At 51.4% G+C, this 22,832-nt stretch carries 21 protein-coding genes; 12 read left to right on the top strand and 9 right to left on the bottom strand.

What is annotated here, in order from left to right; translation table 11 throughout:
• Positions 1–96: 96 nt before the first annotated feature.
• Positions 97–1,671, bottom strand: a complete 1,575-nt coding sequence (locus J4E70_RS16095) for a 2-isopropylmalate synthase (RefSeq protein ID WP_213890674.1) — start codon at positions 1,669–1,671, stop codon at positions 97–99.
• A gap of 293 nt (positions 1,672–1,964) precedes the next feature.
• Between J4E70_RS16095 and J4E70_RS16090 the strand changes: the two genes are divergently transcribed.
• Positions 1,965–2,630, top strand: coding sequence for an SDR family NAD(P)-dependent oxidoreductase (locus tag J4E70_RS16090; RefSeq protein WP_213890673.1), 666 nt, complete (start codon positions 1,965–1,967; stop codon positions 2,628–2,630).
• A 68-nt stretch (positions 2,631–2,698) separates the two neighbouring features.
• Here the strand turns inward: J4E70_RS16090 and J4E70_RS16085 are convergent, their stop codons facing one another.
• Entirely contained in the window at positions 2,699–4,168 is a 1,470-nt protein-coding gene (locus tag J4E70_RS16085; RefSeq protein ID WP_343229471.1) for an MORN repeat-containing protein, read from the bottom strand.
• A gap of 198 nt (positions 4,169–4,366) precedes the next feature.
• Between J4E70_RS16085 and J4E70_RS16080 the strand changes: the two genes are divergently transcribed.
• Positions 4,367–6,025, top strand: a complete 1,659-nt coding sequence (locus J4E70_RS16080; protein WP_213890672.1) for an NAD+ synthase — start codon at positions 4,367–4,369, stop codon at positions 6,023–6,025.
• An 11-nt stretch (positions 6,026–6,036) separates the two neighbouring features.
• On the opposite strand, the gene soxR is transcribed toward J4E70_RS16080, so the two are convergent.
• Positions 6,037–6,501, bottom strand: a complete 465-nt coding sequence (gene soxR, locus J4E70_RS16075) for a redox-sensitive transcriptional activator SoxR (RefSeq protein WP_213890671.1) — start codon at positions 6,499–6,501, stop codon at positions 6,037–6,039.
• 100 nt (positions 6,502–6,601) lie between these two features.
• Between soxR and J4E70_RS16070 the strand changes: the two genes are divergently transcribed.
• The 3 genes from J4E70_RS16070 to J4E70_RS16060 all read left to right on the top strand — a co-directional run bounded on the left by J4E70_RS16070 (position 6,602) and on the right by J4E70_RS16060 (position 9,991).
• Positions 6,602–6,994 carry a VOC family protein gene (locus J4E70_RS16070; protein WP_213890670.1) on the top strand — a complete coding sequence of 131 codons (393 nt, stop codon included), beginning with the start codon at positions 6,602–6,604 and terminating at the stop codon, positions 6,992–6,994.
• A gap of 183 nt (positions 6,995–7,177) precedes the next feature.
• Positions 7,178–8,500: a glutamate--tRNA ligase gene (gene gltX, locus J4E70_RS16065; protein ID WP_213890669.1), complete on the top strand. Its 1,323-nt coding sequence runs from the start codon at positions 7,178–7,180 to the stop codon at positions 8,498–8,500.
• Positions 8,501–8,593: 93 nt separating this feature from the next.
• A complete protein-coding gene (locus J4E70_RS16060; protein ID WP_213890668.1) occupies positions 8,594–9,991 on the top strand; it encodes an MATE family efflux transporter in 1,398 nt (465 codons plus the stop codon).
• Here the strand turns inward: J4E70_RS16060 and J4E70_RS16055 are convergent.
• Entirely contained in the window at positions 9,965–10,531 is a 567-nt protein-coding gene (locus tag J4E70_RS16055) for a gamma-glutamylcyclotransferase family protein (protein ID WP_213890667.1), read from the bottom strand. The genes J4E70_RS16060 and J4E70_RS16055 overlap by 27 nt on opposite strands.
• A gap of 251 nt (positions 10,532–10,782) precedes the next feature.
• On the opposite strand from J4E70_RS16055, the gene J4E70_RS16050 reads away from it, so the two are divergent.
• Positions 10,783–11,061, top strand: coding sequence for a hypothetical protein (locus J4E70_RS16050; protein ID WP_213890666.1), 279 nt, complete (start codon positions 10,783–10,785; stop codon positions 11,059–11,061).
• Here the strand turns inward: J4E70_RS16050 and J4E70_RS16045 are convergent.
• A complete protein-coding gene (locus tag J4E70_RS16045; RefSeq protein ID WP_213890665.1) occupies positions 11,058–11,423 on the bottom strand; it encodes a hypothetical protein in 366 nt (121 codons plus the stop codon). The genes J4E70_RS16050 and J4E70_RS16045 overlap by 4 nt on opposite strands.
• A 122-nt stretch (positions 11,424–11,545) precedes the next feature.
• Entirely contained in the window at positions 11,546–13,201 is a 1,656-nt protein-coding gene (gene ettA, locus J4E70_RS16040) for an energy-dependent translational throttle protein EttA (protein WP_213890664.1), read from the bottom strand.
• Between the two features lie 226 nt (positions 13,202–13,427).
• Here ettA and J4E70_RS16035 point away from each other — a divergent pair, with 226 nt between their 5' ends.
• Both J4E70_RS16035 and dacB read left to right on the top strand, forming a co-directional pair.
• Positions 13,428–14,030, top strand: a complete 603-nt coding sequence (locus tag J4E70_RS16035; RefSeq protein ID WP_213890663.1) for a nicotinate-nucleotide adenylyltransferase — start codon at positions 13,428–13,430, stop codon at positions 14,028–14,030.
• A 37-nt stretch (positions 14,031–14,067) separates the two neighbouring features.
• Positions 14,068–15,561 (top strand): D-alanyl-D-alanine carboxypeptidase/D-alanyl-D-alanine endopeptidase, encoded by a 1,494-nt coding sequence (dacB, locus tag J4E70_RS16030; RefSeq protein ID WP_213890662.1) that lies wholly within the window; start codon positions 14,068–14,070, stop codon positions 15,559–15,561.
• Positions 15,562–15,761: 200 nt separating this feature from the next.
• On the opposite strand, the gene J4E70_RS16025 is transcribed toward dacB, so the two are convergent.
• Positions 15,762–16,184 carry a tellurite resistance TerB family protein gene (locus J4E70_RS16025; protein WP_213890661.1) on the bottom strand — a complete coding sequence of 141 codons (423 nt, stop codon included), beginning with the start codon at positions 16,182–16,184 and terminating at the stop codon, positions 15,762–15,764.
• A gap of 130 nt (positions 16,185–16,314) precedes the next feature.
• Here J4E70_RS16025 and J4E70_RS16020 point away from each other — a divergent pair, with 130 nt between their 5' ends.
• From J4E70_RS16020 to J4E70_RS16005, 4 genes are all read left to right on the top strand, one after another.
• The gene (locus J4E70_RS16020) at positions 16,315–17,895 is read left to right on the top strand and encodes a lysine--tRNA ligase (protein WP_213890660.1); all 1,581 of its coding nucleotides are present in this window, start codon (positions 16,315–16,317) and stop codon (positions 17,893–17,895) included.
• A 55-nt stretch (positions 17,896–17,950) separates the two neighbouring features.
• A complete protein-coding gene (locus J4E70_RS16015) occupies positions 17,951–18,361 on the top strand; it encodes a DUF4864 domain-containing protein (protein WP_247079001.1) in 411 nt (136 codons plus the stop codon).
• A 178-nt stretch (positions 18,362–18,539) separates the two neighbouring features.
• Entirely contained in the window at positions 18,540–20,831 is a 2,292-nt protein-coding gene (locus J4E70_RS16010; protein WP_213890659.1) for a glycosyl hydrolase family 28-related protein, read from the top strand.
• A 126-nt stretch (positions 20,832–20,957) separates the two neighbouring features.
• Complete coding sequence (locus J4E70_RS16005) at positions 20,958–21,275, top strand: antibiotic biosynthesis monooxygenase family protein (protein WP_213890658.1); 318 nt, start codon at positions 20,958–20,960, stop codon at positions 21,273–21,275.
• Between the two features lie 63 nt (positions 21,276–21,338).
• Here J4E70_RS16005 and J4E70_RS16000 read toward each other — a convergent pair whose 3' ends face one another.
• Together J4E70_RS16000 and J4E70_RS15995 are read right to left on the bottom strand one after the other, a co-directional pair.
• Positions 21,339–21,998, bottom strand: coding sequence for a hypothetical protein (locus J4E70_RS16000; RefSeq protein WP_213890657.1), 660 nt, complete (start codon positions 21,996–21,998; stop codon positions 21,339–21,341).
• Positions 21,999–22,306: 308 nt separating this feature from the next.
• Positions 22,307–22,780, bottom strand: a complete 474-nt coding sequence (locus J4E70_RS15995; protein ID WP_213890656.1) for a hypothetical protein — start codon at positions 22,778–22,780, stop codon at positions 22,307–22,309.
• Positions 22,781–22,832 lie beyond the last annotated feature (52 nt).

Genomic DNA, 22,832 nt, shown 5'->3' with positions numbered 1-22,832 from the left:
TTAGGGTATTTGATAGCACAAATCGAACATTTTGCCAGAATCGCACTAAATTGGATGGTGTTGCAAGAGCGGGGGTTAGCCGCTCTTGCCAGAGGATTAATTCAAAGCTGCTGGTGCTGTTTTTTGACGGCGCACAAGCAAGCGGTTCAACGCGTTCACATATGCTTTGGCCGAAGCGACAACTGTATCAGTGTCAGCGGCCTGGCCCGTAGCGATTTTTCCGTCTTCTTCCATCCGCACGCTAACGGTTGCCTGAGCGTCCGTACCTTCGGTGACAGCGTGCACCTGATAAAGCTGCAAGTTCACGTTATGCGGAAACAGCGCCTTTACGGCGTTGAATGTTGCATCAACCGGACCGTCTCCGTGGGCAGTTGTGCTGGTTTCGCTGCCGTCGATTGACAGGGTAAGATCTGCTGTTTGAGGGCCTTCCGTTCCACAAACCACGCGAAGGTGTTTTACCTGAATATAGTCGTTTTCCGCGTCCGACGTACTGTCACGCATCAGCGCCAAAAGGTCGTCGTCGAAAACTTCTTTCTTACGATCAGCAAGCGCCTTGAAACGCACAAAGACATCTTTCAACTGGTTGTCTGCCAGGTCATAGCCAAGATCGCTAAGTTTAGAGCGCAATGCAGCGCGGCCGGAATGTTTGCCCATAACGATATTGGTTTCAGATAAACCGATGTCTTCGGGGCGCATGATTTCAAAAGTCTCGGCGTTCTTGAGCATTCCATCCTGATGAATGCCGCTTTCATGCGCAAAGGCGTTTTTCCCGACGATGGCCTTGTTGTACTGCACCGGAAAGCCAGACACGGTTGCGACACGGTGACTGATGTTCATGATACGGGTGGTATCTATGCGGGTTTGATAAGGCATGATGTCGTTGCGCACTTTCATTGCCATCACGACTTCTTCCAACGCAGTATTACCCGCACGTTCGCCAAGCCCGTTGATCGTGCATTCGATTTGCCGAGCGCCTGCGTCAACAGCCGCAAGCGAATTAGCTGTCGCCATGCCAAGGTCATTGTGGCAATGCGTGGCAAAAATGATATCGTCGGCACCTGGCACATTTTCGATCAACATCCGGATCAGTGCGGCGCTTTCACGTGGTGCAGTGTAGCCAACGGTATCCGGTATGTTGATGGTTGTGGCGCCAGCCTTGATCGCAATTTCAACGACGCGGCAAAGGTAATCATCTTCTGTCCGTGTTGCGTCCATTGGGGACCACTGCACATTGTCACACAAGTTGCGGGCGTGGGTTACCGTTTCGTGGATACGCTGGGCCATCTCATCCTTCGTGAGATTCGGGATGCCACGGTGCAGTGGGGACGTGCCGATAAACGTGTGAATCCGGGGCCGTGCCGCGTGTTTGACCGCCTCCCAGCACCGGTCGATGTCTCCAAAGCTTGCACGCGCAAGCCCGCATATAACCGCGTTCTTGGCCTGCGCAGAAATGGCACTGACGGCTTTGAAATCGCCTTCGGATGCAATTGGAAAACCGGCTTCGATAATATCGACGCCCATTTCGTCCAGCATTTCGGCGATTTCAACTTTTTCATCATGCGTCATTGTTGCGCCGGGGCTTTGTTCGCCGTCTCGCAACGTTGTGTCGAAAATCATGACGCGGTCCTGTTCGGATGCCACGTCAGCGGTCTGTTTGCCTTGGTCTGTCATTTTGATGATCTTTCGTCTTTGTCCTAAACCTAATATTTGGCGCGCTGCACATCCTCTGAGCGGTCGCGCCCAAGGGCACGCTCAGAGGCGGCTTAGGGGTAGGATAGCGCACAGACGCAAAGCGCCGCTTGAACGGCGAAGCGTGGAAGACATGATATGTGCGTTGGTCGTCATGAGAGCGGATAATAGAAGCTCTTTTGCAGATGAAAAGCCCAAAAATGGAATAAATCTGGCCATTTGTGATCCGGGTCTGCACGCGCGACGTAATACCTTTGATGCGCGAGGGAGCGGTCATGAGGCGGGTTTTGATTATTGGTGCCTCCGGAGGGATTGGCAGGGCTGTTGTTACAGCCTTGCGGGTCCAAGGTATTGTAGTTGTCGAACTCTCGCGCAGCACCGACGGTTTGGAAATTTGCGACGAAATCAACGTCGCGCAGCAATTTTCCGAATTAGACGGTCATTTCGATATGATTTTCGTTGCAACAGGCGCATTGGAAATCGAGGGGCAGGGGCCTGAGAAAACACTTATGTCTGTTACCCCGAGTTCTTTAAGGCGGCAGTTCAACGTAAATGCTATTGGACCCGTTATTTTGCTGAAACATGCACTTCGGCTTTTACCGCGTGACCAACGCGCGGTATTCGCGGTGCTCTCAGCCAGGGTTGGTTCTATTAGCGATAACCGTTTGGGCGGGTGGTATTCTTACCGCGCAGCCAAGGCTGCGCTTAACCAGCTTATTCACACGGCATCGATTGAAACCGCCAGAACACACCCGAAACTGATTTGTGCAGTTCTGCACCCTGGCACTGTCCAAACGGCTCTGACGAAGAAATACGCTGGTGGCAACCCGTCTGTTCCAGCAGAAGAAGCTGCAGATAATTTACTGCGCGTGATAGGCGGGTTGAGGGAGAAAGATAGCGGTGCATTCTTTGATTGGGCCGGGCATAAAATAGAATGGTAGCCGCGAAGATTACGGCTATTTTTGTTCAATCTTCAAGATAAAAACTTCTTTTAAATACTCTAAAGATGTTAGTCGTTTGTTTCCGTAGACGTTCCATCGTTGGTCGCATCTGACTCAACATCCGACACAAGCGCACCGTTTTCCCAATTGCCCTCTCTGACTTCGCCGCTCGCATAGCTCATGGTCCCCACGCCCTGGCGTTTGCCTGTCCGGAAACTGCCTTCATAGATATCACCGTTGCTGTAGGTCACACGACCTTGGCCATCTATTTCGCCGTTGACCCAGTTTCCGACATAGAGAAAACCATCCGGCATTGCGATTTCGCCCTGTCCATTTGGCTTTCCGTTCAGATGGTTTCCGGTGTAAACCGTGCCATCTGCATAAGTGGTTGTACCCATGCCACTGCGTTGGCCTTCAACCCATTCGCCCGTGTAGGTGAATCCGTCCGGGTAGGTCATTGTGCCCTGACCGTGGTTTCGCGCGTCGTGGAATTCGCCGTCGTAGACAAGGCCATTAGCGTAACGTGCGACACCACGCCCCTCAATTATGCCCGCGCGCCATTCACCCTCGTAGGTGCTGCCATCCGGATAGGTGATTGAACCGGTTCCATCGACCAGATCGTCCATGAACGTACCGGCGTAAACAGACCCGTCAGGGTAAGTGACTTCACCTTCGCCTTCGATGCGCCCTTCAACCCAGCTTCCAACGTAGCTGTAGCCATCAGTGCTGGTCAGCCTTCCCTGACCGTGGCGCTGGTCGTTTTGGAAACTGCCTTCGTAAATATCCCTGTTGGCGTATGTCATGACGCCCTTGCCATCGCGGGCACCATTGGTCAGATCACCAACATAGACATCGCCATTGGGCTGTATCAGTTTGCCTTCGCCATTCATCTGGCCTTCGCGCCAAGTGCCTTCATATTTCAGACCATCAGGAGAGGTTAGTGTCCCCGTGCCCTCGCTGACACCACGTACCAGCGTTCCGGTGTAAACCGAGCCGTCAGGGTAGGTGATTGTACCGACACCTTCTTTGACGCCGTTGATCCATTCACCTTGGTAGACGTATCCGTTTGGGCTGCGCATCGTGCCAACACCGTGGTGCATCGCGTTTCTGAAGCCGCCTTCGTACTGAACACCATTTACATAAATCGCGATTCCGTTACCGTTTATTTCGCCAGCAACCCAGTCACCTTCATATGTCCCACCGTCAGCGAAGATAATTTTCCCAAAACCATCCGGTTTACCGGCAACAAAGCCGCCCTCATAGACAGAACCATTGGTAAAGCGTGCTATTCCCTGGCCGAGAATTTCGCCTTCAAACCATTCGCCGCTGTACTCATAACCGGAAGGCAACCGATATGTGCCGCGGCCATGCTGCAGACCATCCTGAAACGTTCCCTCATAAACGCCGCCTTTGTTGTCTTCAACGCGTTGAACATCTTCGTCTGTCTGGGCAAGGGCGGCACCGGAACCGAGAGCTGTAATTATAGCCGCAACCAGAATTGCACGTGTGTGTGTCTGTGCTCTTAGTAAGAACTGCACGGTATGCTCCCTATTACTTCATAAGAAAAACGCTCTGTATCGGGGACAGAGCCTACTCGGGCCAGCCGAGGCTTTCAACGAGTTTTGCAACCAGCGGACATAACTGGCCGAGCAACACCGGCGGGTTTTGGCAGCCATTGGCTTTTCCTCCGGCGTAACTCTGCTAAGAACGGCATACGAATTCCTTTGGGGGCAGATATGGCCGACACTTTTCGCCTTACACTGGCGCAGCTCAATCCAACGGTAGGCGCGCTAAGCGATAACGCCGCGAAAGCACGTGCAGCCTGGGAGGAAGGTAAGGCTGCAGGTGCCAATATGGTTGCGCTGACCGAGATGTTCATCACCGGCTACAACACGCAGGATCTGATAATGAAACCTGCGTTTATCGAAGATGCAACGCGCCACATAATGGCGTTGGCAAAAGACTGTGCAGACGGCCCGGCGCTGGGCATCGGTGGTCCGTTTCTGGAAGATGGCAAACTTTACAACGCCTACTTCATCCTGAAAGACGGCAAGGTTAAAAGTCGGGTTCTGAAACATCATCTGCCCAATGAAACAGTTTTTGACGAGGTAAGGCTCTTTGATTCCGGGTCGCTAGGCGGACCTTACAGCGTCGGGGAAACCCGCATCGGCAGCCCGATCTGCGAAGATGCATGGCACGAAGACGTTGCTGAAACGCTGGAAGAAACCGGCGCCGAGTTCTTACTGATTCCCAATGGGTCGCCCTATTTCCGCAATAAGATGGACGTGCGCTACGGGCATATGGTGGCCCGTGTCGTCGAAACTGGGTTACCGCTTGTTTATCTGAACATGATCGGGGGGCAGGATGATCAAGTCTTTGACGGGGGAACATTTGTGCTTAATCCCGGCGGTGAGCTTGCGGTGCAGATGCCGGTCTTTGACGAGTCGGTTTCGCATGTTGATTTTAAACGAACCGATGACGGGTGGCGTGTGGTTCCCGGTGAAATCGCAACCTTGCCCGATGAGTGGGAACAGGACTATCGCGCAATGGTCGAAAGCCTGCGCGATTATCTGCGCAAGACGGGCTTTGAAAAGATTCTACTGGGTCTGTCCGGCGGAATCGACAGTGCAATTGTCGCCACGATCGCGGTGGATGCGCTGGGTGCTGAAAACGTACGGTGTGTAATGCTGCCGTCCGAGTACACGGCGCAATCGTCGCTGGATGACGCGAAAGACGTCGCTGAGAACCTTGGCTGCCGCTATGATTTCGTTCCGATAGCCGAAGGACGCGCGGCGATCACAAACACGCTCGCACCATTTTTCGAAGGTATGGCACCCGGGCTGACAGAGGAAAACATCCAGTCCCGGCTACGTGGTTTGCTGCTGATGGCGATGTCGAACAAGTTTGGCGAAATGCTTCTGACCACAGGAAATAAATCTGAGATCGCGGTAGGATATGCGACGATCTACGGCGATATGGCGGGCGGCTATAACCCGATCAAGGACCTCTATAAAACGCGCGTGTTTGAGCAATGCCGCTGGCGCAATGCAAATCACCGATCTTGGATGGCGGGTCCAGCCGGTGAGGTCATTCCGGTGTCGATTATCGACAAACCCCCCACGGCCGAACTGCGCGAAGACCAGAAGGACGAAGATTCGCTACCGCCCTACGATATTCTCGACGCTATTTTGACCGGGCTGGTGGATGAGGAAAAATCGGTTGCCGAGCTGGTTGAGGCCGGATTTGAGCGCGAAACAGTCAAGAAAGTAGAGCATCTTCTCTACATCAGTGAATACAAGAGGTTTCAGTCAGCACCGGGAACGAGGTTGACCAAACATGCTTTCTGGCTCGACCGCCGCTATCCGATTGTGAACCGGTGGCGCGACGATAGCTGATATCGCGTTTGCTAAGACGAATTGCTTTCTGGCGTATCCCCCATCAAGTAGCGTGGGCCACTGCCTTTGCGTCGCGCCGTATCATCAGGGTTGTACAAGCGGCATTTTTTAAGTGACAGACACCCGCAACCGATACAGCCATCCAGATTGTCGCGCAGTTTTGTCAGTGTCTCGATGCGCGCATCCAACTCTGCGCGAAACACAAGGCTGATCTTGCTCCAATCCCCTTTGGTGGGTGTGCGGGATTCTGGCAGAAGCTGTAGCTGTTCGGCGATCTGTTCAATGGTAAAGCCAAACTGCTGTGCAATCCTAACGAAACTAAGACGCCTTATGTCAGAGCGTCGAAACCTGCGCTGACCGCCGTCATTTCGGGTTGGCCGCACCAAGCCTTGTGTTTCATAGTATCGGATAGCGGACACGGCGAGCCCGGTACGCGACGCAAGCTGGCCGATCGAAAGTACGTCAGAAGGGTGCATTCTGGTCTCCTGAATAAAAATCTTGACCTCAAGTTAACTTGAGCAATTACGCTAGACAAATCAAAGACGAATCGCAAAACAAACTCAAAGGAAAGATTCTATGGCACAGGCCGTCTTGGAACACGCGAACATAACCGTAACCAATGTGCAGAAAACCGCAGATATGCTGTGTAAACTGTTCGACTGGAAAATTCGTTGGGCGAGTGAACCCGGTGAATCAATGGATGGAGGGACGTCTTTCCATGTGGGATCAGACGAAAGCTACCTTGCGCTTTACACGAAAGGGGGCAAAGGCAATCCCGGCGACACCTACACGACGATTGGAGGATTGAACCATATCGGGGTCGTTGTAGATGATCTTGACCTGATTGAAGGTCGCGTACGAGAGATGGGGTTTGTTCCGAACAGTCACGCTGACTATGAACCGGGGCGGCGGTTTTATTTTGACGATCTTGACGGAATCGAGATTGAAGTGGTGTCTTACAACACCTGAGGACGAGCCGTTTTGATTCGTTGCCATCGCTTGGATGTGGTTTTGCGACTTCAACACGCAATGGCCAGTCAGTTCCGCCCGCGCGGACAGACGGGTAATTGCTGACATAGTCACCTTTGATGCAAGGCCAATCTGGACAAACCCGCGCGGCTGTGGAAAACGGACCTGATCAAGGAGTTACCCATGACCGTCACCCGTTTTGCCCCATCTCCCACCGGCTATATCCATGTTGGAAACCTGCGTACAGCGCTGTTTAACTATCTGATTGCGCGCAAATCCGGTGGGCAGTTTATTCTGCGCCTGGATGATACCGATCCTGAAAGATCCAAGCAGGAATATGCTGATGGCATCATGGAAGATCTGGAATGGCTGGGCCTGACGTGGGATCGCTTAGAAAAGCAGTCAGAACGGCTCGACCGATACGAAGCGGCTGCTGACGAATTGCGGACGATGGGGCGGTTTTATGAGTGCTTTGAATCGCCGACTGAGCTGGATTTAAAGCGCAAAAAACAGCTTAATATGAGCAAACCGCCGGTCTACGACCGCTCGTCCTTAAAACTTACCGAAGAACAAAGAGCGGAGTTTCGCAAAGAACGGGACGGGTATTGGCGTTTTCTGCTCGATCAGAAACGGATTGAGTGGACCGATGGCATTCTGGGAGAGATATCCATTGATGCCGCGAGCGTCTCTGACCCTGTGTTGATCAAGGCAGATGGTCAGTTTCTTTATACGTTGGCCTCTGTCTGCGATGACATTGACTTTGGCATTACGCATGTTGTGCGCGGCTCGGATCACGTCACAAACACGGCGACGCAAATTCAGATTATCGAAGCACTTGGTGGAAAAGTTCCAAGTTTCGCGCATCATTCCCTTCTGACAGGTCCGCAAGGCGAAGCGCTTTCGAAACGGCTTGGCACACTTGCCCTGCGTGATCTGCGCGAGCGAGGTGTGCAGCCAATGGCGCTTTTGTCACTTATGGCGCGCTTGGGGTCTTCTGACCCTGTTGAATTGTGCAGTTCAGTTGATGAGCTTGTAGAAGGTTTCGATCTTTCGAAATTCGGTGCAGCACCGACCAAATTTGATGTTGAGGACCTGTTCCCGCTCACCGCTCGTTTTAACCATGGGCTTGATTTCGCAGCGGTTTCTGAACAGGTCAGAGCACTTGGCGTGCCGGATCAACTAGCGCGGCAATTTTGGGACGTGACGCGCGAGAATATCACGGTTCTAGCGGACCTGGAGGAATGGTGGACCCTGTTTTCCGAAGGGGCAGAACCGGTCATTGATGATGAAGACGTCGAATTTGTTGCGACTGCAATGACATTGTTGCCGACTGCGCCCTATGACACAACAACATGGTCAGAATGGACCGCTGCTGTGAAAGCCGAGACAGGCCGCAAAGGCAGGGGCTTGTTTATGCCGCTGCGAAAGGCGCTGACGGGACAAAGCCATGGGCCCGACATGTCAGCCATGCTGCCATTGATGCAGGTGATCCGCGCAAAAATCTAAACGCCTGTGCGTAGATACCGGGCGTGTGTGCGTTCCGACCCCTAGTGTTTCCGCGGTTTTTTTCGCATGATGCGTATGAATTGAGGGGCGCAAGTGGCTGAACAGCAAGCTAAGTTTTTAAAAGGAAATCTGTTTCGCCACGTGTCTGTGATGTCTTTGACGGCATCTGTCGGTCTGATGGCGATTTTCCTGGTCGATTTCGTCGATATGGTTTTCATTTCGATGCTCGGAAAAGCAGAGCTAGCCGCGGCAGTCGGTTATGCTGGTGCTATTCTGTTTTTTACTTCGTCCTTTGGCATTGGAATGGCGATTGCTGCGGGTGCCTTGGTTGCCCGCGCTTTGGGTGAAGGCGACGCACATGTTGCGCGGCGTCGGGCAGCAACATCAATGATCTATGGTGTTGCTTTTGGGGCGGCTTTTTCAGCACTGGTCTGGTTCAATATTCGGCCTCTTGCAAAGCTGTTAGGTGCAAGTGGTGAGACATTGGATTTGGCAACCAGCTATCTGAGTATTATTGTTCCCAGTTTACCGGTTCTGCTGGTTGGTATGGTTGGCGGCGCGATCCTGCGCGCACATGGTGACGCCCGACGCGCAATGATGGCAACAATCTTTGGCGGGCTTGTGAATGCGATATTGGATCCGATCCTGATTTTCGGGTTGAATCTTGATTTGACTGGGGCTGCGATTGCAAGCGTTTTTGCGCGCGCGACAATCGCCGCGACGTCACTTGTGCCAATCTTGCGCTATTATGGTGGATTGGAAAAACCCACCGCAGCGGAGTTCCGGCAGGATTTTCCCACGATTCTTGCGATTGCCTTTCCAGCAATTCTGACTCAGCTCGCGACACCGGTCGGTCAGGCCTATGTCACCCGGTCTATGGCACAATTTGGTGAAGCGGCAGTTGCTGGAATGGCGATCACTGCAAGGCTCACACCCGTCGCCTTTGGTGTGCTTTTTGCGCTATCGGGTGCGATTGGACCGATCATCGGACAAAACTTCGGAGCGGGACAGCACGATAGGGTGCGAACGGCGTTTCGGGATGGCATCCTTTTTACTGCAATTTTCGTGACCAGCATGGCCGGTTTACTGTATTTGCTGCGCCCGTTTATCGCGGGTTTGTTCAATGCTGACGGTCTAACGCTGGACTTGGTTTACATGTTTTGTGGTCCTCTGGCGCTGGCCTTCTTTTTTAATGGGGTGATTTTCGTCAGCAACGCGTCGTTCAACAACCTGGGGCATCCGTTCTATTCGACATGGATCAATTGGGGACGTCATACGCTGGGAACAATTCCTTTGGTTATGCTTGGCAGCGCGTTGTTCGGAGCGAAGGGGGTTCTCATTGGGCAGGCCTTGGGTGGGGTAATTTTTGGCCTTATGGCAACCCTGATAGTAAGGCGCGTCATGCAGAAAAGTATCGATAAAACAGATATTAAAACGCCGTTGTTCCAGCGTCAGGCGCGGCTGTTACAGCTTTTTAATTACCGGAGATAGAGAACTGAGATAATCGTTTACCAACATCGTTTCAGAAGATGTCAATTTCTGGTGGCGGGAATAAATTGGTGCATCACGATCATCCAGAATTGGGGCCTCCCAACCATCGGTTGTTTCAAAAAAATGCTGAACGCCGCTTTCTCCGAACTCGGTCAAATATCCCTGAACAACGACATCAATGTAACTTAGCAAGATCGGGTTGTCTGATGTCGGTGCATAGTGACGTTCTGGGGGTATGGCATAGATCACAACATCTGCAGGGTGAGGGATCTCATGCTCGACGGCTTCCGTGGCATCAATTCTGTCATATGCTCTTTCGCGTTCATCAAGCGCGTTCCATTCGCTGATGGGTACACCCGCGACAAGGCCTTCAATGTAATCGCCCGGGGCTTTAACCGCAGTCAGGAAACTGACACGTCGCACAGGCGAATGACGCCACGCCCTGCGCCAACCGTTTACACGCGCTGGCATAGGGTTTTCATATTCATGTGTTCGTCGGTTCACGAGAGACCCGTAACCGAAAAAGTAGGGATAACGCATTTGCGAATACTGTAGATTTTGCTGATCAGAGGCAATCGAATTTGAGGCATAATGGGGTTTGTTAACCGTTTTGTGTAAGAAATAAATATTTTGTTAAGAAAAAAACAATTTAATAACAACGTTTTGCTACCTAAGTTTGCGTGTAATCCTATTCATTTCAACACCATGTATTTCCAGAAAGGAGATCTTGGCATATTGTGTTGACGTTACGTAAACTTATTTTTGCTATTCATGCGCCGATTGGAAAATTAATGGATGAAAAAAAGGTGCATACAACATCTATTCGGGAAAACCTCAGGACCAAGTATAAAGATTTAACTTTAGAAGCGCTCACGGTTCGCTACGCCGTGCTGAAATCGCTTCAAATGTTGGACGAACTGTCACCTGCTGAACGGGCACAAGTTTCGATCATGTTAGCGCGTGATCTGGTTCAAACAGCTGAAAAAGCAGTTGAAATTTCCGACAGAGAACAATTGCAAGTTTTACAGTCGAGCCTTATTGACCTGATCGCCAACGTACAGAGTGTTTAACGGGATAGCGCCGTGCTGATCAAAGCGGCAAGTGCTGCGACTGAAGCAATCCAACCGAAAAACCAGAACTTTCCAGCGATAACATCCTCTGCATATGAAGCAGCGAATTGTGTCTTGCCATAATGCGCCAGAGAAAACGCAGCAATAAGGGCTGCGCAGAGAAGTAAGTACCTTTTTAGTCTTCTGGTGCGGATCAGGTGGAAGACAACCGATACGGAAAGACCCAGTATCAGCCCGATTAAAACAACTTTCATTGCCCAAAGTGGGTGTGCGCCCAAAACAACCGGGACATTCAGAAATTGCATGCCAAACAGGTAAGCCGAAGTAAGAACTGCCGGTAAACCGAACTTCTTAACAATCACTGTTAACCCTCCGTAAGATCATCATAACACATAATAATATCATACGGATATGCTCGAAATCCAAACAGAATTTCGTTGCCCAAGGGGTTATGGTCAGACACCCCGATGGTTTTTGTTACCTGCTAGCGGGTGAATTTTTTGTATTTGATCCGCTTTGGTTCCAGCGCATCAGCGCCCAGGCGACGTTTCTTGTCCTCTTCGTATTCTTCAAAGTTTCCTTCGAACCATTCAACATGTGCTTCGCCCTCAAAGGCCAGGATATGGGTGCAAATCCGGTCGAGAAAAAAGCGGTCGTGGCTGATGACGACTGCGCAGCCTGCAAAATTCACCAATGCGTCTTCAAGCGCCCTTAGGGTTTCGACATCAAGATCGTTCGTCGGTTCGTCGAGCAACAGCACGTTGCCGCCCGCGCGCAGAAGGCGTGCCATATGAACCCGATTCCGCTCACCCCCTGACAGTAAGGAAACTTTCTTTTGCTGTGTTGAGCCTTTGAAATTAAAAGAAGAACAGTAGGCGCGTGCGTTCACTTCGGCGTCGCCAAGCTGAATCACGTCAAGACCGTCTGCGATCGCTTCCCAAACGGTTGCATTGGGCTCCAGATCATCACGGTTCTGGTCGACATAGGATAGCTGAACGGTATCGCCGTATTCAATCGTGCCTTCATCGGGTTGAATTTCTCCGGTCAACATACGGAACAGTGTTGTTTTACCAGCACCGTTTGGCCCAATCACACCAACAATCCCACCAGGCGGTAGGCTGAAGGACAGATCTTCAATTAATAGCTTGTCGCCCATGTGTTTTTTCAAACCGTTGACTTCGATCACCTTGTTTCCAAGGCGCGGTCCGTTCGGGATGATGATCTGGGCCCGGCCGAGTTTTTCCCGCTCGGACTGATTTGCAAGGTCGTTATAGGAATTGATCCGGGCTTTGGATTTTGCCTGACGCGCCTTAGGCGACGCACGCATCCATTCAAGTTCGCGCTCAAGCGTTTTTTGTTTGGATTTGTCTTCACGAGCTTCTTGCGAAAGGCGCTTGGCTTTTTGTTCAAGCCAGCTTGAGTAGTTGCCTTCCCAAGGCACGCCTGCGCCACGGTCAAGTTCCAGAATCCAGCTTGTAATGTCATCAAGGAAGTACCGGTCGTGTGTGACGATCAGGATCGTGCCTTTGTAATCCATCAGATGCTGTTGCAGCCAGGCTATGGTTTCTGCGTCAAGGTGGTTGGTTGGTTCGTCAAGCAGCAGCATGTCGGGTGCGTCAAGCAAGAGTTTGCAAAGCGCAACACGGCGTTTTTCCCCGCCCGAAAGCGAAGTAACATCCGCATCATCCGGTGGGCAACGCAGCGCTTCCATGCTGACGTCGATCTGCGCGTCGAGATCCCAAAGGTTCTGCGCGTCGATCTCATCCTGAAGGCGGGCCATTTCATCTGCGGTTTCTTCAGAGTAGTTGATCGCGAGTTCGTTGTAACGATCAAGTATCGCCTTTTTGTCAGCGACACCAAGCATAACATTGCCGCGCACGTCGAGTGACGGGTCAAGCTCTGGTTCCTGCGGCAGATACCCAACACGCGCACCTTCTGCGGCCCAAGCTTCGCCGGAAAAATCGCTATCAAGCCCCGCCATGATCTTCAGAAGTGTCGATTTACCCGCGCCGTTCACACCAACAACGCCAATCTTTACACCGGGCAAAAAAGACAGGCGGATGTTTTCAAAACATTTTTTACCACCGGGGTAGGTTTTTGAAACTCCGTCCATGTGGTAAACATACTGATAGGAGGCCATGTGCATTTCCTTGAATAACAGATATCCGAGACTCGAGAGGTTCTAGAGTTTGGCCAAGGGTTTTGCAATCAGCTTAGAGAAGGTGCAAAGCAGGAAACGCTGACCGGATCAAATCCGGCGTGTCTACGGTTTCACGCTGACGCAGCCCGCAATCGCTTCAGAGCAAATGACGTCAATACTATTTCTGCTCTCCTATCTTTCAGAACAATTGGTTAGAGAGGTCTTTATGCGCCACGGAATGCCATATGCACCAACCAATCAGGTGATCGGATTGCTGGGCGGATCATTTGATCCGCCTCATATGGGGCATGTCCATATTTCGCAGGAGGCAATGAAGCGATTCAGGCTTGACCGGGTCTGGTGGCTGGTCAGCCCCGGCAACCCTTTGAAGACGCGGGGGCCTGCGCCTCTTGAGAAACGCCTCGATGCGTGTCGGAAACTTGTAAAGCACCCGCGTATCGAAATCAGTGATTTTGAGGCGAAGATCGGAACGCGGTACACGGCTGAAACTCTGGAAGCTCTGTTCCAACATTATCCACAGCAGCGGTTCGTTTGGCTGATGGGGGCGGATAATCTGGCGTCGTTTCACAAGTGGGATCGATGGCAGTGGATTATGGAAAATATTCCGGTTGGCGTAATCGCGCGACCTGGCGACCGTATAACAGCCCGGCTTTCCCCGGCAGCAAAGCGATATGCCCGTTTCAGACTGCGTGGGCGAGAGTCAGTGTACCTGTCACGGGCAGAACCACCGGCATGGTGTTTTATAAATGCACCAATGGTGGACATATCTTCGACAGATATTCGCGCAAAGGGACGATGGGCAGGATAGCCTTGCTCGGAACAAATTCTCGGGGTTAAATCTCTTTATGACCAAGGATTTTTCTCGCCGGTTCGTTTTATCGGGACTAATTGCTGCTGCATCGGGACCCGCCTTTGCAGACGCGCCTTTGCGTTCGTTGCGCCCCGCTGTGCGCCCAGGTGTCATTCAGAGGGCAGCAGGACCATCAGCTGACCGTCTTGTAAGGGCGGCGGAGCTTGGAACAGGTCGGGTTGGTTATGTTGTGGCTGATGCGCACACCGGGCAAATGCTTGAAACGATGAATCCGTTGCTGCCGCTGCCACCGGCGAGCGTGGCAAAAGCCATAACAACGCTTTACGCCTTGGACCGGCTTGGCGCTGGGTATCGGTTTCGCACCAGGCTTTACGCAACAGGCCCGATACGGAACGGCAAGCTTGAGGGTGACTTGATACTGGTTGGCGGTGGTGATCCGGTGCTCAACACAGACATGCTTGGCAATATGGCGCGCGATTTGAAAGCCGCGGGCGTTAACGAAATTACCGGTCAGTTTCGGGTTCATTCGGCCGCTTTGCCTTATGTCAGAGCAATTGATGCCAGCCAGCCCGAACATCTGGGATACAACCCATCGGTTTCTGGTTTAAATTTGAATTTTAACCGCGTTCATTTTGAGTGGAAGCGACAGTCAGACGAATATGAAGTCATCATGGACGCCCGCGCCGAACGGTTTCGTCCGCGAGTTCATGTGTCCAGCATGCAGGTGGTGAACCGTTCTTATCCAGTTTATACATATACTGACACGCAGGGCAGCGATAGCTGGACCGTCGCGCGCGGCGCCTTGGGAAATGGCGGAAGTCGCTGGCTTCCGGTGCGCAAGCCCGAGCTTTACGCCGCCGAGGTTTTTCAGACGCTGGCCCGTTCGCACGGGATCGTTTTGCCAAGAGCGCGAACGATTGCCTCGACAACAACTGGAACGATTGTTGTCGAGCACAGTAGCACCGAACTGCGCCTGATCCTGCGTAATATGCTAAAATACTCTACAAATTTAACGGCAGAAGCCGTGGGGATGACCGCGAGTTCTGTTTCCGGAGGCCGCGTTCATAGCCTGCGCGGCTCTGCACGTGAGATGGCGGCTTGGCTGACTGAAAACCTAGGTGCAAATCGCGCCCGGTTTGTAGATCATTCCGGACTTGGCGATGAGTCACAACTTTCGGCGCGTGACATGGTCCGCATGTTGTTAAAAACAGGCCCAGAGAGCGCGTTGCGGCCAATGATGAAAGATATAGCCATTCGCGACAATCAGGGACGAGTCGTTCGCAACCATGCAATTTCGGTAAAAGCAAAGACCGGTACGCTTAACTTTGTGTCCTCACTGGCGGGGTATGCCCGGACACCGCGCGGGCGTGATCTTGCGTTCGCGATATTTACGGCCGACACGGACAGGCGCGCGCAGGTGAGCCCGCCAGAGCGCGAAGTGCCACCCGGCGCGCGCAGTTGGAAAGGCCGGTCGAGGCGGCTCCAGCAGCAGCTTATCCGTCGCTGGGCGGATCGATACGAGCGATAAGCTTGGTAACATGTCAGCCAGCCCATTGGTCTTAGGCCCGAGGTTTTAAATTGAGACGCGTTCCGCGTCATTCTTTCTGGCACTTCGTGCGGTTTCGCGCGCTGCGCGGGGATATTTTAAGGATAAAGAAAGAACGGTTTGGGTGTTGTTTTGTGTCCGGTTGTCTTTGTGAAATGACTTAGTTTGAGAGTTGGAGAATACTAAAGAGTTTGATGTCTGGCGCGCGCACCACGTTCGATGGCTGCACCATGAAGACGATCAATGTTCAGCTCATAGCGAATTTCTTCGAGGAGGCGGAGTTCAGTTTCCTGAAGGCGGCCATCTGCAGCCGCGACATCACAGGCGAGGGCGTATGCGGTTTCATAAAGTTTTTCCGGCAGGTTATCTTTAACGAGACCAAAGAGCGCGTCCAGTCCATCTTCTTCTTCGAAGAGGTCAAACACAGTTTGGCTTATCGTCGTTATACGATCCTGATCATAGTCGCCAAAAACGGGTAAATGATTCATAATACGTTGGATCGTGATAAGTTCCGATGTGCGTATGTTTTCATCTGAGGCAGAAACGGCGATCATCAGAGCAACAAGACTGTCCTGAGGGGTCAGAGCATGTGGGGCTTGGGTCACGTTATTATCCTTATTGGGCCCAAAGAGGGCATGTAACTACAGATCAATTTATTGACGTCAGCGAGGGGGAGCAATAGGAGACATCAGGTGTTACGGCGCAGGGCCGGAAGACGTTAAGAAGTGAGCCGATATGTCTGAACTACGCGATGCTGCAATGAACTCTAAAGCCTGGCCCTTTGAAGAAGCGCGCCGGCTGGTGAAACGTTATGCCAAGCAGCCGCCTAAAAAGGGCTATGTATTGTTTGAAACGGGGTATGGGCCAAGCGGTTTGCCGCACCTCGGGACATTCGGCGAAGTGGCGCGCACAACGATGGTGCGACGCGCATTTGAGGCGATCAGTGATATTCCGACCCGGCTTATCTGTTTTTCAGACGACATGGACGGGATGCGCAAGATTCCCGACAATGTCCCAAACCCCGATATGCTGCATGAGCATCTGCAAAGGCCGCTCACTGCAGTTCCGGATCCGTTTGGTGAATACGAAAGTTTTGGGCATCACAACAATGCAATGTTACGCCGGTTTCTGGACACTTTTGGATTTCAATACGATTTTATCAGCGCGACGGATTTTTACAAAACCGGCCAGTTTGATGAAATTCTGCTGCGGGCCACCGAGAAATATGACGCGATCATGAAGGTGATGCTTGCGAGCTTGCGCGAGGAACGCCGTGAAACCTATAGCTGCTTTCTGCCCATTTCACCGATTTCAGGTCGCGTTCTTTATGTTCCGATGAAAGACGTGAATGCCAAAGACGGTACAATTACCTTCGAAGACGAAGATGGCAGGGACTGTACGTTAGCAGTGACGGGCGGGCAGGTGAAGTTGCAGTGGAAGCCCGACTTTGGCGCGCGCTGGGCTGCGCTGGACGTCGATTTCGAGATGTACGGCAAAGACCATTCAACCAACACACCGATTTATGACAAGATTTGCGAAATCCTGGGGGGCCGCGCGCCTGAACATTTCACCTACGAGTTGTTTTTGGATAATAACGGCGAGAAAATCTCGAAATCCAAAGGGAATGGCTTGTCGATTGACGAGTGGCTTACCTATGCAACGCCTGAAAGCCTCGACTACTTCATGTATCTGAAGCCTAAGACGGCAAAGCGGATGTATTTCGACGTTATTCCGCGGGCGGTGGATGAATATCATCAACAGTTGCGAGCCTTTCCAACGCAGGATGTTGCTGCGCAGGTCGCTAATCCCGTCTGGCATATTCACAACGGAAAGCCGCCGGAGTCCAAACTGGTTGTGCCTTTCTCAATGTTGCTCAACCTCGCATCTGTGGCGGCAGCGGAAGAGAAAGAAACGCTTTGGGGGTTCATCAAGCGTTACGCGCCAGAGGCATCCGCAGAGACGCATCCAGACCTTGATCATGCTGCGGGCTTTGCCGTGCGCTACTACAATGACTTTGTGAAGCCAGCAAAGACTTACCGGCTTGCGAATGATAAAGAACGTGCAGCACTTGAAGACCTCTTAGCGCGTCTTAAAGACTGGGACGGCGGTTCTGATGCAGATGCCTTACAGACGATGGTATTTGCTGTTGGGAAAGAACATGAGTTTGAGCCGCTTCGCGATTGGTTTAAAACACTTTACGAAGTTTTGCTTGGGGCGTCACAGGGGCCGCGTTTTGGCGGGTTCATCGCGCTTTTTGGTGTCACTGAAACGATCGAGCTGATTGAAAACGGATTGGCGGGTAAACTCGTAAATTGATCCAAACCCCTTCGCAGGCAGTATACCATAGAGGTGGCGAGGGGAGGTTTGAGTCGTGAGACAACTTATTTTAGGATGGGTGTTTGCTTGTTTATCAGCGAGCTTTGCTTTTGCTGATGAGCCAGCGAATCCGGCTATGCGAGGTGTCATCACGAGCCAGATAGAGGCGTTCCGGTTAGATGATTTTGGCCTCGCATTCGGCTATGCCTCGCCAAATATTCAGAATTATTTTCAATCCCCTGAACGATTTGAAGCAATGGTTCGAAATGGCTATCCGATGGTCCACAGGCCAGCGGAGGTCCGATTTCTGGAATTGCGGGAGATTGCCGGCGCATTTTGGCAAAAAATGCTGATCCGTGATCAGGCGGGTTTTGTGCATATTCTGGATTACCAGATGGTTAAGGGCGACGATGGCTGGATGATAAACGCCGTACAATTGCTTCAGCAATCAGAAACAGGCGTTTAACAAAAGTTAAGAACGGTCGCTTTGGCCGCGATTAAGGGCTGTTTGTTAACTACTTTCACATCTGGGTTGAGCGCCGGAATTCTTTCTACTTGATATCAAAGAATTGAGAACCGCAGACCAATGAAAATTGGGCCGTGGAACTGGGGTGCGCACAGTAGCAATTGTGAATGGGGTTCTAATGAACAAAGCGATTACCGAAGGGTTGGTTCTGATGCCGCCTAAGTTTGAAAACGGGTTGGACGTTTGGTCCAGCCAAGATGGGACACTGGGTTCTGACACCTATGAAGGAGATCCAAACGCCGCCTTTGTTCCGGCGGATCAGGATTTCGGTGGATGTCTGGAGCTTTTGAAAACCCAGGACACACAAAAACTGCGCTGGATGGGACAATCGCCATTGTTGCCTGGCTGCTACCTTAGAATTTCTGCACGCGTTAAGGCGATGAGTGGCAATCTGCCGGATGTGCAAATTGCCGGATGGGCGGGCGGCGCTGGCGATACCCATGTGACGGGCTTGCCCGAAACCGGACCACACGTAACTCTGCAATCTTATGGTGACGTTGTGACGGTAAGTGCGATTGTTGGAACGGGTGCGCGCAATGGCGTTGATATGATTTGGGGCAGCACGCCGCTATATGGACATTTCGGTCTTGATCTGACTGGCCTGAATGGTGGTGTCGTACGCATTGACGACCTGCAAATTGAAGATATGACAAGCCTGTTTCTACGCACCATGATGGATTGGGTTGATGTCCGCGACTATGGCGCGATTGGTGATGGTGTGACCGACAACCGGGCAGCATTTGAAGCGGCAGACGCTGCGGCCAACGGACGCGAAGTCCTAGTTTCGGAAGGCGTATATTTCCTGAATGATCACGTAACCTTTGAAAATAGCGTGCGGTTTGTTGGCACCGTAATCATGCCTCAGGACAAAAGGCTCTCGCTGACGAAAAATTTTGATTTACCCGCTTACATTGATGCCTTTGGCGACGAACTGCTTGCGTTCAAAAAGGCTGTGCAATCGTTGTTCAATTTTTCTGACCACGAGTCGCTTGATATGAAAGGCCGACAGATTACGATTGACGAGCCGATCGATATTCATGCCACCGTTGGAAACAAGGATTCCTATGCTAACCGGAGAGTCATTCAGAATGGGCAGTTCGACGCGGTTGATAGTGCGAACTGGAACAGCGATGTTTTCACATCGCAAGCGACATATTCAACCAGTAACAACAAGCAATTGACCGGCGTTATTAATGTTGCCCAGATTCAAGTTGGATCGCTTGTCCAAGGATCTGGGGTTGGTCGTGAAGTCTATGTTGAAAGCGTCAATATCGGTGCGCAAACCGTTAATCTAAGCCACCCGCTTTACGATGCAGTCGGGACTCAGGTTTTCACATTCACCCGCTTTAAATATATTCTGGATTTTCACGGGTTCAGCTCTCTCTCGCGGTTTGTGCTCGATGAAGTGGACCTGAAATGCAACGGGAATGCCAGCGGTATCATGTTGGCGAAAAATGGTTTGATTTTCCACGTGCGCGATTGTTTCCTGACCAAACCTAAGGATCGCGGAATTACGTCGATCGGAACTGGCTGTCAGGGTATGCTGGTAGATCGTTGTCAGTTTTTGTCAAACGAGCAACCATTGCGTGCGCAAGACCGTAGATCCATAGCTTTGAATGTAAATGCGAATGACACGAAGATCAGAGATAATCGTGTTGTGAAATTCGGCCATTTCGCTGTCGTTCACGGGGCAGGGCATATTTTCACCGGCAACCATTGGTTTCAGGGGGACAATGAACCCAATGGACTAGTACAGGCGGGCATTGCCTTTACGCAAACCAACGTAAAATCAACCGTGACAGGCAACTACATTGACAACAGTTTTATAGAATGGACGAATGAGCATGACTCAGAGCCGGGGTTTTCCAATGAATCTTCCTTTGGCGGTCTGACAGTCAACAGCAACATCTTTACCGCGAATGATGTGGCCCCCTGGTTCAACTGGATTGTTATCAAGCCCTATGGGTCTGGTCATTTCGTGAGTGGCATGAACGTTTCCGGTAATACCTTCAAATCGTTAAACGGAAATATTGACCGGGCCGACTATGTTGACGATTCAATTGCCGGGCTTGATTTTGGACGAATGCGCAACATTGTTTGGTTGGGAAATATTTACATTGCCGCAACCAATCAAACACACAACCCCGTCACATTACCACATACGCAGGTAACAGACGCGAAGACCTGGGATGTGGATTTTTCTGCGCATTTGCCATTTGAGGGCCGCGCACGCCGGGTGACAGGTTTAGTGGCTGAGGGGCAAATCAGCAAAGGGCTGAACACGCAGGTAATCGACATGCCTTTTGTTTCGGTCGAGCAGGGAGCCAACAAAAACCACATTCACCTGACTTGGGCAGAAGCCTGTAAAGGCACGGTGCAATTGACAGCGCGCGTGGATAATCCGATCTAACGGTCTAATTGAACTTTATTTTGAAACGGGATGCGATTTTCGTGTCCCGTTTTTTAAGTCGGCTCACGTTCTTACAGCCTGTGCAAAAAACAGAATTGCGTTAGACTGAAGCAAAAGGAGGAGCGGATGCCAAGAATTTCAAAGACCACCGAGCTTCAGACAGTAATCACGACATTTGAGATGACGCCAGGTACCTGTCAGGACCTTTTGGACGCGCTAACCGATGCCTACGAGAAGTTTATTAGGCACCAGCAAGGGTTTATTGCTGCGGGACTTCACGTCAATGATGCACAAACCCGCATCGCGAATTACTCGCAGTGGCAGCGACGCGAAGATTTCCAAGCTATGCTTCGGACGGATGAGATGCGGAAGCGAAACCGTGAAATTTCAGCCCTCTGCAAAAGTTTTGAACCTGTCATGTATGAGGTTTCTGAGGTTTTTTAAATCCGGCCAAGAGGTAGCCAGCGATAGGCGCCTATTCCCGACCGGGTGAACACCTGTTCCGGCTTAAAACTCTCTGACGATTCCAATTTTCAAACCGTACTCTCGGTGTTCAGCTGCCCCGATGCTTAACCCGACTTCGATCCGATTGCCGACACCAGTTTGCCAGGTCAACCCGGGCGCAATTTCGATTTTGTTTGTGGCGCCGTCGTAAGTTTCGGCTCGCAGGTTGAGCATCAGGTCTATATGGTTACTGAAGTGATAACCCCAGGTGGCGTCGAGTTTGAGTAACGGGGTATCAGACGCTTTCCTGAAAGTTGCAAAATTATTGATCGCGAGCCAGCTACTGCCAATATTCCTCCCCCAGTTAAGACCGATGCGCAGCGCCGGGGCTGGGGCTCCAGTAAGGTCGGCGTGTTCACCGAGCGCAAAGGTGAGCGCGTAGTGGTTTCTTGGATTGTTGGTGTGAAGCGGAAAACTCAGGAACAAAAATGTTTCCGAACTTTCCCCCGATCCACTGCGAAACCCATCAAACCCAAGCGTCAATTGTGGGGACAAGCCGTATTCCGCGTATAGGGATAGAAAACTACGGGGGACACCGACTGAGTTCACAGTAAAAGTTTCAGAGAACGCAACGTAGACTGTTCCGTGTTCGCGTGGCCAAGCTCCTGAAAACGCTGGGAACGGGATAATGATGGATAGAACGAAAACAATGAAGCGTGTCATTTGTCCCCCGGATTACCGGAGAAGATCACCAAGGGTTGGTTAAGAGAGCGTTAAAGACACTCAAAATCAATGCAGACAAGTGGCCCTACTTTCAGTTTCGGCCCAGTATTTGCGAGTTTTAACTTGGGCCATTGCTAGAACGATGCCCTAAGAAAACCATTTGCAGCTCGTAAATAGACTACCAAAATCCTTTTACGATACTGAGATATCGGGATTAAATACAGGTCTCCGATGGGTTGCGATGCGGCCGGACAACAGTATTGCTCTGATTTAGAACAGACCCCTTTGTTGCTCAGAAAACCCTTCATTTAAAACAGATAGGCACGCTTATTTTTTGATTTACTCGCCAATAGATAGATACCCAAGGTTAAAAATATCACGCTTAGCGCCGATCCAAGAATAGTCGAATCTCCAACCATCAAACTGGCGTCGATAACGATGCTTGAGAAAGAGTAAGCCGTATCAGGAACGGGTGTTGGACCAGCGGTAGCGAGTTCACCAGGCATGGTCCGTTGTGCAAGATTCAATACTGGGGCAATCACAGTTGAGAAGAACGACAAGCCAATCCAGGACAATCCGTAACCCCAGATTTCACGCTTTGTCTCTGCCCAACTCACCAAAATTATGACAACCCAGGAAATGCGAAAAGCGAGATGGATAAAATTCGCATCAGAGAGTTCGCCTGCGTCAAACAGCGGGACTATTGCGAATGTGCCAAGCAAGTTGGCGATCACGACCACGAACAATTTAAGCACGATGTGCGAAACAAAATTCACTAACATCCCTTTATCCCCTTAAACAACTTAAGGTTGTCTTAAAGAGAGGATGGTATCT

It is taken from the genome of Pseudohalocynthiibacter aestuariivivens (assembly GCF_018457175.1).
Lineage (GTDB): Bacteria > Pseudomonadota > Alphaproteobacteria > Rhodobacterales > Rhodobacteraceae > Pseudohalocynthiibacter > Pseudohalocynthiibacter aestuariivivens.
This window is presented reverse-complemented; position numbering and strand designations above follow the sequence as displayed.

Excerpts from the sequence above, each read along its gene's own strand:
- J4E70_RS16020 (WP_213890660.1), top strand. The coding sequence starts at position 16,315 with ATGTCTGAACTACGCGATGCTGCAATGAACTCTAAAGCCTGGCCCTTT.
- J4E70_RS16050 (WP_213890666.1), top strand. The coding sequence starts at position 10,783 with ATGGATGAAAAAAAGGTGCATACAACATCTATTCGGGAAAACCTCAGG.
- J4E70_RS16080 (WP_213890672.1), top strand. The coding sequence starts at position 4,367 with ATGGCCGACACTTTTCGCCTTACACTGGCGCAGCTCAATCCAACGGTA.
- J4E70_RS16070 (WP_213890670.1), top strand. The coding sequence starts at position 6,602 with ATGGCACAGGCCGTCTTGGAACACGCGAACATAACCGTAACCAATGTG.
- J4E70_RS16005 (WP_213890658.1), top strand. The coding sequence starts at position 20,958 with ATGCCAAGAATTTCAAAGACCACCGAGCTTCAGACAGTAATCACGACA.
- J4E70_RS16035 (WP_213890663.1), top strand. The coding sequence starts at position 13,428 with ATGCGCCACGGAATGCCATATGCACCAACCAATCAGGTGATCGGATTG.
- J4E70_RS16055 (WP_213890667.1), bottom strand. The coding sequence starts at position 10,531 with ATGCGTTATCCCTACTTTTTCGGTTACGGGTCTCTCGTGAACCGACGA.
- dacB (WP_213890662.1), top strand. The coding sequence starts at position 14,068 with ATGACCAAGGATTTTTCTCGCCGGTTCGTTTTATCGGGACTAATTGCT.
- J4E70_RS16010 (WP_213890659.1), top strand. The coding sequence starts at position 18,540 with ATGAACAAAGCGATTACCGAAGGGTTGGTTCTGATGCCGCCTAAGTTT.
- ettA (WP_213890664.1), bottom strand. The coding sequence starts at position 13,201 with ATGGCCTCCTATCAGTATGTTTACCACATGGACGGAGTTTCAAAAACC.
- J4E70_RS16000 (WP_213890657.1), bottom strand. The coding sequence starts at position 21,998 with ATGACACGCTTCATTGTTTTCGTTCTATCCATCATTATCCCGTTCCCA.
- soxR (WP_213890671.1), bottom strand. The coding sequence starts at position 6,501 with ATGCACCCTTCTGACGTACTTTCGATCGGCCAGCTTGCGTCGCGTACC.
- gltX (WP_213890669.1), top strand. The coding sequence starts at position 7,178 with ATGACCGTCACCCGTTTTGCCCCATCTCCCACCGGCTATATCCATGTT.
- J4E70_RS15995 (WP_213890656.1), bottom strand. The coding sequence starts at position 22,780 with ATGTTAGTGAATTTTGTTTCGCACATCGTGCTTAAATTGTTCGTGGTC.
- J4E70_RS16095 (WP_213890674.1), bottom strand. The coding sequence starts at position 1,671 with ATGACAGACCAAGGCAAACAGACCGCTGACGTGGCATCCGAACAGGAC.
- J4E70_RS16090 (WP_213890673.1), top strand. The coding sequence starts at position 1,965 with ATGAGGCGGGTTTTGATTATTGGTGCCTCCGGAGGGATTGGCAGGGCT.